11 protein-coding genes are annotated in these 13482 nt (G+C 60.3%); 5 read left to right on the top strand and 6 right to left on the bottom strand.

Annotated features, from left to right (window positions below):
• The first annotated feature begins 470 nt into the window (after positions 1-470).
• From FGM15_09345 to FGM15_09335, 3 genes are read left to right on the top strand one after another with little or no spacing between them, the layout of a single operon-like run.
• The gene (locus FGM15_09345; GenBank protein MBU3666062.1) at positions 471-1658 is read left to right on the top strand and encodes a glycosyltransferase family 4 protein; all 1188 of its coding nucleotides are present in this window, start codon (positions 471-473) and stop codon (positions 1656-1658) included.
• Positions 1655-2806 (top strand): hypothetical protein, encoded by a 1152-nt coding sequence (locus tag FGM15_09340; protein ID MBU3666061.1) that lies wholly within the window; start codon positions 1655-1657, stop codon positions 2804-2806. The genes FGM15_09345 and FGM15_09340 overlap by 4 nt, the downstream gene beginning before the upstream one ends.
• A complete protein-coding gene (locus FGM15_09335) occupies positions 2803-4179 on the top strand; it encodes an MBL fold metallo-hydrolase (protein MBU3666060.1) in 1377 nt (458 codons plus the stop codon). Before FGM15_09340 ends, FGM15_09335 begins: the two co-directional genes overlap by 4 nt.
• Here FGM15_09335 and FGM15_09330 read toward each other — a convergent pair.
• On the bottom strand, positions 4176-5303 hold the full coding sequence (locus tag FGM15_09330) for an acyl-CoA desaturase (protein ID MBU3666059.1): 1128 nt from the start codon (positions 5301-5303) through the stop codon (positions 4176-4178). The genes FGM15_09335 and FGM15_09330 overlap by 4 nt on opposite strands.
• A 522-nt stretch (positions 5304-5825) precedes the next feature.
• On the opposite strand from FGM15_09330, the gene FGM15_09325 reads away from it, so the two are divergent.
• A complete protein-coding gene (locus FGM15_09325) occupies positions 5826-6185 on the top strand; it encodes a gamma-glutamylcyclotransferase (protein ID MBU3666058.1) in 360 nt (119 codons plus the stop codon).
• An 11-nt stretch (positions 6186-6196) separates the two neighbouring features.
• Here the strand turns inward: FGM15_09325 and FGM15_09320 are convergent, their stop codons facing one another.
• The 5 genes from FGM15_09320 to FGM15_09300 all read right to left on the bottom strand — a co-directional run bounded on the left by FGM15_09320 (position 6197) and on the right by FGM15_09300 (position 12537).
• A complete protein-coding gene (locus tag FGM15_09320) occupies positions 6197-8635 on the bottom strand; it encodes a hypothetical protein (GenBank protein ID MBU3666057.1) in 2439 nt (812 codons plus the stop codon).
• Positions 8632-8952, bottom strand: a complete 321-nt coding sequence (locus FGM15_09315; GenBank protein ID MBU3666056.1) for a hypothetical protein — start codon at positions 8950-8952, stop codon at positions 8632-8634. Before FGM15_09315 ends, FGM15_09320 begins: the two co-directional genes overlap by 4 nt.
• The gene (locus tag FGM15_09310; GenBank protein MBU3666055.1) at positions 8949-9599 is read right to left on the bottom strand and encodes a hypothetical protein; all 651 of its coding nucleotides are present in this window, start codon (positions 9597-9599) and stop codon (positions 8949-8951) included. Before FGM15_09310 ends, FGM15_09315 begins: the two co-directional genes overlap by 4 nt.
• Before the next feature lie 25 nt (positions 9600-9624).
• Entirely contained in the window at positions 9625-11040 is a 1416-nt protein-coding gene (locus FGM15_09305) for a hypothetical protein (protein MBU3666054.1), read from the bottom strand.
• 129 nt (positions 11041-11169) lie between these two features.
• Positions 11170-12537, bottom strand: coding sequence for an MFS transporter (locus FGM15_09300; protein ID MBU3666053.1), 1368 nt, complete (start codon positions 12535-12537; stop codon positions 11170-11172).
• Between the two features lie 119 nt (positions 12538-12656).
• Between FGM15_09300 and FGM15_09295 the strand changes: the two genes are divergently transcribed.
• Positions 12657-13436 carry a helix-turn-helix transcriptional regulator gene (locus tag FGM15_09295; protein MBU3666052.1) on the top strand — a complete coding sequence of 260 codons (780 nt, stop codon included), beginning with the start codon at positions 12657-12659 and terminating at the stop codon, positions 13434-13436.
• Positions 13437-13482: the final 46 nt, after the last annotated feature.

Below are 13482 nucleotides of genomic sequence, written 5' to 3'. Positions count from 1 at the left end.
TGTTTCCCGCGCGGCGTCCTACGGGGGCCGAGTTGGCGGAATTCGAATTCGCCCCGAATCCGGGGGAGCCGCCAAAGCCGCTGCGAGCCATTGCTTCCAGCGGCGAAATTTCCCGGGTGATGCTCGCCCTCAAGACGGTGCTGGCCGGACAAGATGGCGTTCCGCTCCTCGTTTTCGACGAGATCGACGCCAATGTCGGCGGGGAGGTTGCGGTGAAAGTCGGCCGCAAAATGCGCGCGCTGGCCGGCGCTCATCAAGTCCTTTGCATCACCCATTTGCCGCAGGTCGCCGCGTCGGCTCACCGTCAATTCGCCGTGGCCAAGCAATTCGACGGACAGCGCACCATCACGTCGGTCACAGAGCTGGACGGCAAGCAACGCGTAGCCGAATTGGCGCGCATGCTGGGTGGACAGGACAGCAAGTCGGCGATCGAGCACGCGAAAAGTTTGCTTGCAGACAACGACTAACCGATGCGCGTGCTCTTTTTCAACCGCTCTGCCGTGCCGCTCGGTGGCGGCATGAACAGGCTGGTCATCGACACAGCTCGACGTTTGGGAGGTGCCGGGCATGAGGTGGCGCTCGTGCATGGCCGCGAAGGCGGCAAGTTCGATGGCACCGGTTATATTTTCGACGATCTGGACGGGCGTTCCCTTCCGCACGAGCGCAGTGCCCTGCGGCTTGAAGCCATTATCGAGGATTTCTCCCCGCATATCATCCAGTTGCACGGCGTGGGCAACACGTTCTTGGATGGTTGGCTCGCTGCGCGATGTCCCACGGTGCGTTTCGTGCACAACCACGACTTTTATTGCTCCGGACGGCGCCTGACCCTCGATCATCCGCCGCGGCACTGTAACCGTGTCCACGGCCGTGCTTGCTGTCTTTCGCATTTCGTCAACGGGTGCGGCTCGGGGAATCCCGTGGTTGATTTCCTCCGCTACCGCGCCGTGAGTCGAAGTTTGGGAGCGTTGCGCAACGTCAATGCTCTCCAAGTTATGAGCAGTGCCTTGCGCAATCAGTTGGTTGCCAATGGAATTCCCGCGGAGCGCATTGTGAGCCTCCCGCCGTGCGCGCCCGCACCGCCGTCCCGCGGCGCGTCGCCGGGAGGAATGGTTCGGTCCATTTTGCACGTCGGCGGTTTGCTCGGACACAAGGGGGTGTGGATGGTCGTGCGCATGCTGCGGCAACTCCCGCGCGATGTTCAGCTTGTTTTCGCGGGCGGAGGAGGGGAAAAAGACCTGCTCGAGGCGCATGTGCGGAGGCGCGGACTCGGCGAGCGCGTGCGCATCGTCGGCGAACCCACACCCGCGCAATGGAGCCTGCTTTACCGCGAATCATCCATGGTCATTATGCCGGTTCTTTGGAATGAGCCTCTCGGGCTCGATGGTCTTGCCGCCATGGCGCACGGAAAGCCGGTCGTGGCTTTTGACACGCCCGGAATACGCGAATGGCTGGCGGACGGGGAAACCGGAGTGATTGTGCCTTTCGGGGAGCGTGCGGTCTTTCGCGACACAGTGCTCGGGTTGCTCGATGATCCCGCGCGTTTGCGTTCGATGGGCAGGCGCGCGTTCGAGGTCTGGGACGCCCGGTTCCGTCCGGAGCGGCATATCACGGAACTTGTTGCCTGCTACGAGAAGGTGCGCGCGGAGGCCTTAAGATGAGCGCGAAAACTTTCGTTGTCATTGGCGTGCTATTGGCGGGGGCTGCCGCTTGGCTGCAGCACGAATGGTGGCGGGGAACTTTCAACGCGGCGGAAAGACCTTTTGTCGCGTGGTTGTCAGCGAATGACAGTTTGCACACTGCCGGCCTTCCGCCGTTGGCGATCGTGCTCTTTGACGATGAGGCGGCCAAACTCGCGGGCACCGACGGCCTGGGCATGCTCGACGGGGCTCTCTTTGCGCGGGCTGCGTCCAAGCTCGGGGCGGCTGCAGCAGGAGTGGTGAGTTTGCCGGGCGATCCGCGCCGCATGCTCGAGGCGGCGAGGGGGCTGAGAGTTTTTGCCGGCTATCCGGAAAACGAGGCCCCGGGAGAAGGTTGGACACCGCTGGCTGGCGAGCCGGCAGCAGGTTGGCCGGAGATCCGCGGCCTCACGGCGAAAAAACACGGAGTTTCTCCCCGCGGCTTCTTGTCGCCTCCCGCGGCAAAGGCCGGCCCCATGCGAATCCAGATTGTCGCCCGCAGCGGAGAAAACACCGTGCCCTCGTTTCTTGTTCTCGCTTGGGCTTCGGCGCAGAGCTTGCGGACGGACGCGATAACAGTCTCGGCGGATAGCGTGATAGGCCCGAGGGGTGCGCTCGGCATCGACCACTCCGGGGGCGGATGGTTTTATCCGGAAGCGCCGCGTGTCATCACGATGAATGAGTTGCTTGTGGCGTCCGAAAGATTCGAACGCGAGGGCGGCACGTCTCCGTTCAAGGGATTTCTTTTGGTTTTGGCACGAGCCACCAGCGACGTTATGCGCGTATCAGGCGAGGGCAGGGCGCCGGCCACGTCGGTGGAGATGTGGGGCTCGTCGTGGGAGGCCGTGCGGCACGGCCAGATGTTCCTGCTGCCGGGCTGGTGGTTTGTGCCTGCAGTGGCGCTCGCGGGGACGCTACTGGCACGCTTTGCATCGCTTCGCACGCGCCGCGCCGGAATCTTCGCCATGATTTTCGGGCTCATGTTTTTTCTCCTCCTTTCGCTCGGATTGTTCTCCGGTGCTCGCGTAAGCTTGCCGCTGGTCCCGAGTGTCATCACCATGATGCTCGGATTATTCGCCGGGTGGACGAGTCGTGCGCTGGGAGGAACGTCGAGTCCGCGCAAGCCATGAAATTCACCAACCTCACGCGCGCCGAAGAAATCGGCGCGAATTGCTACCTGATCGAAGCAGAGGGATCGCGCGTTTTGCTCGACGCCGGAATGCATCCCCGCGAAATGGGCGCCGCCGCCACGCCGGATTTCCGGCTTTTGGGCGGAAAAGGTTTCGACGCGCTGGTGCTCACGCACGCCCATCAGGATCACGTGGGCTGTGTGCCGCTTGCCATGCGCCAGGCGCCCGGGAAACCGGTTTTCATGACGGAGGCAACCGCCGCGCTTTCCGACGTGATGCTCCACAACTCCGTCAATGTCATGATGCGGCAGCGCGAAGAATCCGGGGTTGTGGATTACCCGCTCTTCTCGCACCGCGAAGTCGAGCGTCTGGTTGATGACTGGCGCATTGTGCCGCTCTCGGCGCGTTTCGATGTTGCGGGGGAGCGCGCGGGTCCGGACTCCAGGGGGCTCACATGCGAGTTTTTCGACGCGGGGCACATCCTCGGCTCTGTCGGCGTGCTGATCAGGGCGGAGGGGAGGCGGGTGTTCTACACAGGGGATGTGAACTTCGAGGACCAGACTCTCATGCGCGGGGCCAAGTTTCCCGAGGAGAACATCGACGTTCTCATCATGGAGACGACGCGCGGAGACAGCCCGGTTCCGCAAGGTTTCACGCGCAAGAGCGAGGAGCAGCGCTTCTTGGCGACGCTGCAATCTGCCCTCGATGCGGGGGCGCCGGTGCTCATTCCGGTGTTCGCCCTCGGCAAGACCCAGGAGTTGCTGGCGCTGCTTTACGAGGGCAAAAAGACAGGCGCTTTGCGTGGCGGATTCGGGCTTTATGTGGGCGGCCTCGGCGCGAAGATCACAGCTGCGACGGACCGACTGCGGGGAAGTTCCCCGCGGCAGCATGGGGATCTCAAATTGGCAGCATGCCTGCCGATGGAAGTCGTGGGTGGGCAGGACATCTCCCAGCTTCCGGTAATTCCCCGAACGGTTTATGCGGTGTCGAGCGGCATGATGACCGAAAATACGCTGTCCAATACCCTTGCTCCGCGGATCCTCGAAAATCCTTCCGCGCATTGCATGTTCGTGGGGTTCTCCGACCCGAAGTCCCCTGCAGGCTTGCTGCGATCCGCTCCCGAGGGGGCGGACGTGGTGCTCGATGCGCGTCGGCGTCCGGTGAGGCGGAGGTGCAAAGTCGACGAGTTCACCCTGAGCGCCCACGCGACGCGCGAACATCTTCTGGATTACGCCCGGCGCGTGCAACCGAAGAAGATCATCCTCGTGCACGGTGACCCGCCGGCGGTGGCTTGGTTCGCGCGGGAGATCCCGAGAGTTTGCCCGAACACGGAGGTCTTGGTGCCTCCTCCCGGGCAGGTGGTTGAAATTTAGGCCGGATCCGGCAGTCGTCGATCGAGGTCCGCCAGCAGCGCGGCAAACTCGCGGGTTTCTTTGCGCCAGCTTTCGATCGCTTTTCGAGAAACCTCGGCTTGTTCGGTCATGGCTTTCTCGAGTGCCGCATAATTTGCCGCGAGACGCTCGCTGAGATGGTGAAGGGTCTCCTGCACCTGGTGGCCGAAAACGGTTGCAACGGCATTCTTGTCGTCAAATTGAAGGTCGGCTCGGCGGCGCGTCTCCTTCATTTCCGCCAGCAGGATCTTTTCCTCCGGGACGCGACGCAGATCGCTCACCAGCCCGACTTTTTCAAGCAGCCATATCGACCACTTCGTCGGATCGAAATTGGTGGACTTCACGCCGTTGCGGTAATCGTGCTGAAACTCGTGGTGGAAGTTGTGGTAACCCTCGCCAAACGTGAAAAGCGCCATGATGGCACTGTCGCGCGCGCTGCATTTTGTGGAATACGGCTGCTTGCCGATCGTGTGGCAAAGCGAATTGATGAAGAATGTGCAGTGCTGCACGGCGAACACGCGGAAGACGCCGGCAAGGAGAAATCCCCCCAAAGCTCCGGCGGGCCCGTTCCAGAGGTAGCCGGCGAGAGCGGGGAGTCCGAAGCCCATTGCAAAGGCCATGGGAATGCACCACCGATGCTGCCACATTACCAGAGGATCGCGCTTGAGGTCATTGACGTTATCCATCGGTTGCTCCGGGCCGAGTTTGAAAAGCAGCCAGCCGATGTGCGCCCACATGAAGCCCTTCGAGATATCGTAAGGGTCGTCTTCGTGGTCCACGTGTTTGTGGTGCTTGCGATGGTCGGACGACCAGTCCAGGGCGGAGTTCTCGAAGGCGCACGCGCCAAAAACCAAGGTGGCGAATTTTACCGGTGTTCTGGCTCTGAAAGAGAGATGCGAGAAGAGGCGGTGGTAGCCGAGGGTGATGCTCAGCCCGGTCGCGATGTAGAAAAACAGGAAAAGTGCGACCTGAAACCAGTCCAACCCGTAATGCCAAAGGTAAAGAGGAACGGCGGTCAGGGCCAGGGTGTTGATGACCGCAAGAAAGATGCTGGTGGTCCAGTTGACGCGATCCCATGGGATGCGTGTAAAGAGAGGTATCTGCATGGTGAAGTTGTGGGCGCACCCAAATGGCGCGGAAATACCCTATGCCGCCTAGCCTGGAGGTGCAAGCCGCCATCGGCACATTCCATTTACGTCCTTTTCCTTCACGCTGTTTAGAAACAGGGTCTTGCGCGTTTAGGTATTTTTCAGGCGCCTGGCTCGTGGTCAAAGCCGAAGGTCAATGCTATCTACAAAGAACTTTGACCTGTTTCCGGCGGAGTTCGACATCCGGCAGAAAGTCCAAAGCGGGGGGAAGGGCTCTGCGGACGTCCCGCGATCGTCATACATACCGGGCATCCCGGGATAGATATGGGGGGCACGGTGGTAGGGGCGGATAACATTGCTATAAAACTGCGCCGAGCGAGTGCTGGTAGAGGGCTCCGTCTTTGAAGATGACGCCTTCACCGCAGGTGTTTCCATCCCACGGCTGATCGAATCGGATCACCACCTCGCGCGGCACCGGTTTGTGGAAGACCCGTTGTGCGTGGCCTTCGAGGCCGTCCACAAGCCGCAGAGTTGAGATGATTGCGCTCGCTGACGAGGCCTTTGTCTTATGGCACGGTGCGCCGCGGCGGATCGAACCACTTCCGCATGGCGGGCGCGGAGTTTGTGGCGCCGGCCACGGCGAGAGGAAGGCTCTATCAGATCGACTGGTATCCGGGGCTTGTTCTCGATGATAAGGCGGGTGAAATCATCGGCGATATCTATCAAGTGTCCGCGGAGTTGATGGAAGCGCTCGATGCCTTTGAAGGAGCGGAATACCCCGCGTCCGCGTGCTGGCAACGCTGCTGGATGGTTCGCAACGCGAGGCATGGGTTCTGGGAATGGCTCGGCGCGGTGGCTGAAAGCCGCAGAATCACCGGCGGGGACTGGCTGGATCGGTAGATCCAACCGTTTCAGCCGCCGATCACCAGATCCCTGCGGCGGGACTCGGGCGTGACTTTCACGTCGATGAGTTTGCCGGAGCGCACCCGCCCTTCGACGGTGGTCTGGCGTGGTGCGTGGAGTTTGAAATCGACATCCCACTCCGCCGGCCATGCGGGCAGCAGGCGGATCTCGTCCCCTATGGTCTGCATGAGCATTTCCTGCAGGCCGATCATGCCGCTGCCGCCCCAGTTGTGATCGGGCACCCAGTCGTGGCCGGGTCCCCAGAAGGTGGGGAAACGGCGCGGGCTGTCATCGAGCTTGCGCGCGTTGAAGTCCGCGGCCTCGGCGGTCAGTCCCATGCGGGCGAAGAAGATGCCGTCCTGGTGCCAACTGATTATGTTGTCCTTGGGAAATTCGCCGTGCTTCCAAGTGCTGCGGAAAATTCCGAGGTGATCGCGGTCTCTTCCCAACAGATTGAAGCGGTCGAACGGGAAGAGTGGATAGAACTGCGGGCATTCCACGTTTTGGTAGCGTTTCCAGCTGTTGGCCGGCTTGAAGATGCGCTCGCCTTTGACCTCACCGTAGCTGAAGGGCGGCAGGGTTTTGAGCAAAGCGCGGTAGTAATTCGCATCGCGCAGCTTGAGCAGCGATGGATCGAGGCGCAGCATGGCCTCGAGGCAGGCCTGCAAGCCGGCGATGACGTCAGCGGGGTTCTTCGCGCCGCGGTAGGATTCGCAGGCGGTCGAGGGGTGGATCACGAGGCGGTTGTCGGCGTCGAGTTCGCGGCCGGAGCGCATTTTTTCGCGCTTGCGATAATGTTCGTCGAAAAAGATCACGGCCTCTTCGATGAATGGCATGTATTGGGAAATGTCCGCACCGCTGAAGCGGTGGTATTCGAGCATCATCCACGCATGTTCCAACTGTGATTCCCAGTGGTAGGAGATCGCGTCGTTGGCCATCACGCCTTTTTCAACGAAGTCGTTGTAGCCGCGGCTGGCGTCGGCGCGCGGATCGCCGAATGGGACCTCGGTGCCGCGCTTGCGTTTGCCGCTTTCCCAGCCGTAGCCGGATCCCAGTGCCAGTCCCGGCACGCCGATGTATTCGCTATAGACCGCGCCGTCGTGGCCGAAGTGAGCGCGCACGCGGGCCCGCGCGCCGGGCAGCGCCTTGCGGTAGAGTTCGAACTGCGGGAGGATGGCGTCGAAGTCACCGGCCTTGAGCATCGGCCAATGAAGCAACCGCTGGTTTTGAGCGGTGAACACGCCGCCGCCCCAGTCGCGCCAGTCCGGACCGAAGGTGGCGGCCTTGCCGCCAACGAGATTGGCATCGTAGGTGAAGTTTCCACCGTTGAACTTGGTGGGGTATTCGCCAAAGGCGTTGCAGCCGAGTTGATAGCGGAACAGCGCATAGTTGCGGCCCACGCGCCAGGCCCTGTCGGACGGATCCTGCTTGGAGGGCTGGATGACGAGCCAACTGCGGTCCCAGAAAGCGGCCCACCATGCCCGAGTCCTGGCCCGCGCCTCGGAGGGATCGCCGGCGGACGCGGCTGCGGTGGCGAGCAGGCCATCTTTCCAGGCCTCCAGCGTCTCGGTCTGGGCGATGTGCGTGACGACACGCAGGTGATGACGGCGCGCGGGTTGTTCCGAACGGAGTTTCCACGCTCGGAAGGCGGCGGTCTGGTATTTGCCATCCTCCTCGCCGGCTGCTTGAAATCCCTCGCCCACCATGATGCCGCCGAAGGTGCGGTGGCGGAGGTCATTGGTGATTTCATTGCTGAATGCCTCAAGTCCCTGCTGGCGGAGCAACATTTCCACGATCGTGTTCTCGCCGGGATTGCGATGGTGGAACATCACGCCACCATCGGCATGCGCCACATGATCGCGGGTGAGCTTCACCTTCCCGGGATAGTCGGCCAGACAGAAAAACGAGCGCCGCCGGCTGTTGTTGGGGATCATCTCGTCCTCAAGCCGCCAGTTTTCATAACTGGCGGTGGCATTGATTTCACGGCTGGCATCCACTTCGAGATGGATTACCGGGCGGTGCACCTCCACCCAGATTCGCACGGTGGCCGCGAGCGCTTCACCATCCACGTCCGGTGCGCTGCCATGGATCTCGACGAAGCCCTCGCGCAGTTTGAGTTCCTGGCGGAAGCCGAGGTTTTGCGCCGCGAAGGGATTCGGATCGAGCCGCAGCCGCACGCGGCCGAGTTTGAGGTATTCGTTGGTCTCAGCCAGGCTGCCGCTGCGCTGGATGTAGAAAAGAATGTCGCCGTTTTCGACCCACACATTCAGTCCGATGTCTCCGCCACCGCATGGCATCGACTCCGAGGAATTCACGCTCTGGCTGTCCCACACCACGTTGTATTGTGCGGGGGGAAAAGCCGCAGGCTGTGCTCCGCAGAGAACCGGCCACGGCAGGCCGATGACAAGAGGCAGCAGGTGTGTGAGATGTCGCGTGCGTGGGTTCATTTCTTTACCGCCGCAATCAGCGGAGCCGTGAATTCTTTGACGGCCTGCGCCGGGTTTTCCAAATTCAATTCCACCTGTTTGACGATGGCGGAGCCGACGATCCCGCCGTCCGCAGCCGTGGCGACCATCGCCGCCTGCTCCGGCCAGCGCGGCCAGATGCACGATCGAGGCCCATCCGGGCACGGCAACATCCGATATCTGCAAGGCATCGCGGATGTCTGCGACGAAAACCTCAGCTGCCAGATCTTTGTTGTTTGGGCGCTTGCTCTGCGATCGTGCAATCCGGGAGCATGCAGGACAAGGGTCCTGAAAGTCATTCCGCGGTCATGAAAAAGGTGAGATCCTTTATTTGGCCCATATTATTGGAGTAGGAGATCTCGGCGGGTATTGGCGTTTCGGCCAAATTGAGCGCTTGGGAATTGCCTTCGTAGTCAGTGTTGGAGATTTGGAAAAACAGACGGTTGGTTCCGGTGGCTCCAAGGTCCGGACCGATTTGAAATCCATACCACTGGTTCTTTTTCAGATCGACTCCGCGTAGTTCCAAGTAGAGCCATTTGGATCCGGTATTGCTGATCTGTGATCCCGGGATGGTGAAGTGAAGTGTCTCCACGGGTTCGTGGGAAGCTGCCGCCAGCGACGGGCCGTCTCCTGCATGAATGGTGAGCACATAGCTTTGGGTTTCGTGAGATCGCCAGGGATAGTTGGACTGGTCGGGATGCAGATAAAATCCGATGCCCGTGAGTTTGCCATCGTGATTCCAGCGGAAAGACTGGGCCACTCCCTTATACTCTCCCCCTGTATTCGACATATTCCGTGTGTTGACCGCCATCGTGCTCTCCTCCGTGCCAACGGCGATGGCCACATTCTCCGCCGGCATGTCGGCCATCGTGGAAACCGTGACGTCCGCACGAAGCGGTGCGGCAAGGATCAGGAGGAAGAGAGGTCGAAGGACAGGTGGTTTCATAAGCTTCACATTCGGGGGCCTTACTTTAGTAGTGGGTGAAATTTTTTCCGGTCCCAAGGAGGACATCCTTGCCCGGGGCCCCGTGATGGTTTTTGAACAAATACACTTTGTCCATGCGTGAACCGACCACCAGCAAATCCCTGATGCCATCCCCGTCTAGGTCTGCAACCTGGATAAAGCGACCCTTGTCTCCGCCCAAGTCCAACCCCGCGATTTTTTTGCCTTCGTGGTTGTAGATGCCCCCGTTGTCGGCGTTGGCCAGTTCGTCAAAGCCGTCGCCGTCCCAGTCCACCAGACCGAAGAATCTTCCGTAGTCGAGATTCAAACGTCCGAGCAGGACCAGATTCGCGTCGAAGAGGTCGATCGCCATGGGCGCACGATCGATATCGACTCCTAAATGGGGGGCGGGACGTCCGGGGAAAATGTTCCCGCTTTTGACCGATTCGTAATGCGGGCCGGTAACCTCCGCGCGGATTTGGCCGGCACCATCCACCAACCCTATTCCGCTTCCGCTGCAATACGTGAAAGCAAGGCGGACGTCATCGGGATGGCTGCCCGTGCGAATGATCGCGCTTCCGTCCATGTGGCAACCGATGACTTTTTTCTGATTGGTTCCAACCGCATCCCAGAGCCGGGTTCCATCGGGGTTGAGCATGAAGAATCCGGCAAAAATCTCGTTCGCCCCATCGCCGTTGACATCCACTGAGGTTGGGCGATGGCCGAGATGGAAAGGCCCCTCGATCAAAGCCGTGCGTGGAGATTCCCAGAGGATCTTTCCATCCGAACGCATGCCCCACATTTGGAAGTAGCGGTCCTTGAGGATGAAGTCATCGGCCTTTCCATCTCCGGTGAGATCCGCCGCGATGACACAGTCACTCGCAAAAGCCGGAATGGGAAATGAGTGCAGCAGTTTTCCGGTGGCCCCCTCGAAAATCATGAGTTCCTTCGACCCGATGACGACAACCTCGTTTTTGCCGTCCCCGTTCCAATCGTAGACCTGGCAAGGCACGTCATTTTTGGCCTGCCTCTCTCCTTTTCCCGGTTCGCCCCAAGTCCAGAGCAAAGTCCCGTCAAGCTTCTGCACAGCCACGGAACAGGCATGATGAACCGGCGTCCCGCCTTTGTCGTGAGGTCCGGTCCACCAGCTCAAATCGCGGGCACTGACGAGTTCGATTTCGCCATCCCCGTCGAGATCGCCGGTGACAACCCACGATCCACCATGAGGTTCGTTGAGCGGAACAGTTTTCCAAGGTTTGACCAATGGCGCCTCGATCAAATTCGGACGGCGGTCGGTGACTTGGAACAGCAGGGGATTGCCATCATGGGGAGCCGGATTTTTTTCCGGTTCGGCAGCCAAGGAGCGGGCCTTGAGCAGGAATGGCGCGGCGAGGATGAGTCCGGCGCGGGTCAGGGCTCCTTTATGCAGAAAGGTGAGGGGCATATCGACGGAGAGTGCGTTGGCCGCTCCTTTAGCGGGCCTGCCAAAGATCCGCGCACTGATGCCGCAAATCAATCCACCGCACCGAAAAGACAATTAACAATTTCGCACTCCATCGGCGACGGTTCACTCTCAAGGGGTTGGCGCCTCGTAGTCGGCGTCTCCGCCGAGCGCGAGGAACTTCCGGTAGACCACCAACAAAACCGCGACGGAGATAATCGCCAGCAGACCGCCCATCAGGAAGGTGAGATGATATTGGTGTCCGGTCATTTCAAGAACCAGCCCGACCGCCGGAGGCAATATCATGTAGCACACCGAGGCCAGGATGCCGGCCGCAGACGCGAATTGAGCAAACTGCGCTTTTGGAAAAAGCCTCTGGCCCAGCGATGCGGCTCCCGTGAGATAGATGCCGGAGAGCACTCCGTGCAGAATGAACAGGACGGCGAAAGTCCCCTGGCTTCGCGCGAAAATCCAGCCATAGAGGGCCACGAGTGCATACCCGACCATGGCACCGATCGCCATGCGCAAGGGATGGAAGCGGTCGGCCAATGATCCAAGCGTATACGAAATGACCAGCGACACCAAGTAGGTGATGGCCAGATACCTTCCGTAATCATCCATACCGACTCCGATGCTGCGGGCGTAAAACACGCTGAAGGAGTTCACCGGGCCGAAAGAAAGGATAGCCAGCGCCATCGCCAAAAAAACCCAGAGATAGTAGGGATGGGTGAAAGACTCCCTGAGGTATTGCAAAATGCCCCGCCAGGGATTGGGCGCGCGTTCAGGCGGCGGCGGGTAGTCACCCTCTGTGACCTTGAGGCACATGACAGTGAAGCCGATCCCGTAGAAAAGTCCCAGGCCCAGAAAAATTTCCATGTAGTGGGACTCGGCTTTTCCCATCAACACGAGATTGAAGAGAATGCCGGCGAGCAGGCTGATAGCGCGAAACAACCCGAAGAAACGGCCCAGCAACTGCTGCGGAACGACGTCGTTGATCAGCGCGGTGAAAACCGCATTGGCGATGGTGGTGGCGAACTCGAAAATGACCCAGAAAACGGCGAAGACCAAGACGACGCAGGCGTTTTCACCGGGCGAATGCTCTCCGAGTGCTGTATTCAGCCATCGTCCGATCAAAGGTGTGAACGCCACCCCCGCCATCGACAGGGCCGCAAAGGGTGTCGGTAGCAACAGGAACGGAATCCTTCGTCCCCGCCGCCCGCGATGCCGGTCGGAGAGCACCCCGACCACCGGTCCAAGCAGCATGCCCAGAGCGGAGGGAACGGACCCGACCAAAATGCCAACAAGAATGTCGGTAGCCTCGTGTTTTTTGAGCAGCAGCTGCGCAACGGGATCCACCGCGCGCTGCTTGATGCTCCACGCAAAATCCCCGAGGAGGAGCCAGAAAAAGAGCACGACCAGACCGCCGGCCGTGTAGGTCAGCGTGCCGACCTTCCAGGTTTTCCCGGGGCCGACCGGGTTTTGACGCCGGAGGAAATTCACGGCTTTGACGGATCCTCCGCGGCGGCACGACGGAAAGGCAGCCAGTCGTCCTTTGGCCGGTCTGCGTGGCGGGCGCAACCCGGTTGACGATACAAAGGAGGCAGGTCTATACGGGTGGGATGCTCCGGTATGTGGCCATTGGCCGAAGAAATTTCACAACATCCCCGGTTCCTCTCTTCTCGCGCATGAACTGGGAGTTTTATGCGGTGACGCGGGGGGCGGCAGCGCCTTTTTTTTCGAACATGGAGAAACCCATCCTGCGGCAACGGACACTTTGGCTCCTCAAAGCGAAAACGAGCTACGGATGGCGAGGCGATGGCAAGCAGTGCCTTCGCGCGGCGTTTCACTTCTCGAGTGTTCCCCCGCCCGTGAAACAAGCGCTCGGAACCCGCGACTTTATCGCGGTGAAGCTTACCCCGAAAGAATGCGGCGAAGTCATCGATTTGGCCAAAAGTCTGGAGGTGCACTTCCGCCGGCCCAACCAATTCAGCGCCATGCATTGCGAGCGCGCACTGCTCACGCTCTCCCTCATGGTGCTCAAGGACCAGAAACTCCAAGCCTCCCTGCCTTACCATCAGCGCGATGAGGACCGGCTTGAGCGGGCCATGGCTTGGTATTCCATCCACCTCGCGCGCAATCCGTTGGTCGAAGAGGTGGCAGAAGCCGTCCACATGAGCGGAGCCAACTTGCGTTTGATCTGCAAAAAACTTCGCGGAGTTTCCCCGCGCCGGCTCATGAAGCAAATCCAGATCGAGCGCGCCAGCGAGATTCTGGCGAACACCGATGACAAGCTCGTTCAGGTGGCGCGGGAGTGCGGTTTTCAAAGCGTCGAGGATTTTTGCCGAGTATTCAAAAGAGAGAAGGGCGTCTCGGCGGACGTCTGGCGCAGATACACTTGATCCTGCTCAATTTTCGGAAGTAGCGCTCCATGGTGCCGGACAAGAT

Source organism: Chthoniobacterales bacterium (assembly GCA_018883245.1).
Lineage (GTDB): Bacteria > Verrucomicrobiota > Verrucomicrobiia > Chthoniobacterales > JACTMZ01 > JACTMZ01.
The sequence above is the reverse complement of the archived record's forward strand: the minus strand, read 5'-3'. Positions and strand labels throughout refer to the sequence as shown.

Coding starts and splice junctions, on each gene's coding strand:
- FGM15_09340 (MBU3666061.1), top strand. CDS start 1,655: ATGAGCGCGAAAACTTTCGTTGTCATTGGCGTGCTATTGGCGGGGGCT.
- FGM15_09345 (MBU3666062.1), top strand. CDS start 471: ATGCGCGTGCTCTTTTTCAACCGCTCTGCCGTGCCGCTCGGTGGCGGC.
- FGM15_09315 (MBU3666056.1), bottom strand. CDS start 8,952: ATGACTTTCAGGACCCTTGTCCTGCATGCTCCCGGATTGCACGATCGC.
- FGM15_09335 (MBU3666060.1), top strand. CDS start 2,803: ATGAAATTCACCAACCTCACGCGCGCCGAAGAAATCGGCGCGAATTGC.
- FGM15_09330 (MBU3666059.1), bottom strand. CDS start 5,303: ATGCAGATACCTCTCTTTACACGCATCCCATGGGATCGCGTCAACTGG.
- FGM15_09320 (MBU3666057.1), bottom strand. CDS start 8,635: ATGAACCCACGCACGCGACATCTCACACACCTGCTGCCTCTTGTCATC.
- FGM15_09295 (MBU3666052.1), top strand. CDS start 12,657: ATGCTCCGGTATGTGGCCATTGGCCGAAGAAATTTCACAACATCCCCG.
- FGM15_09305 (MBU3666054.1), bottom strand. CDS start 11,040: ATGCCCCTCACCTTTCTGCATAAAGGAGCCCTGACCCGCGCCGGACTC.
- FGM15_09310 (MBU3666055.1), bottom strand. CDS start 9,599: ATGAAACCACCTGTCCTTCGACCTCTCTTCCTCCTGATCCTTGCCGCA.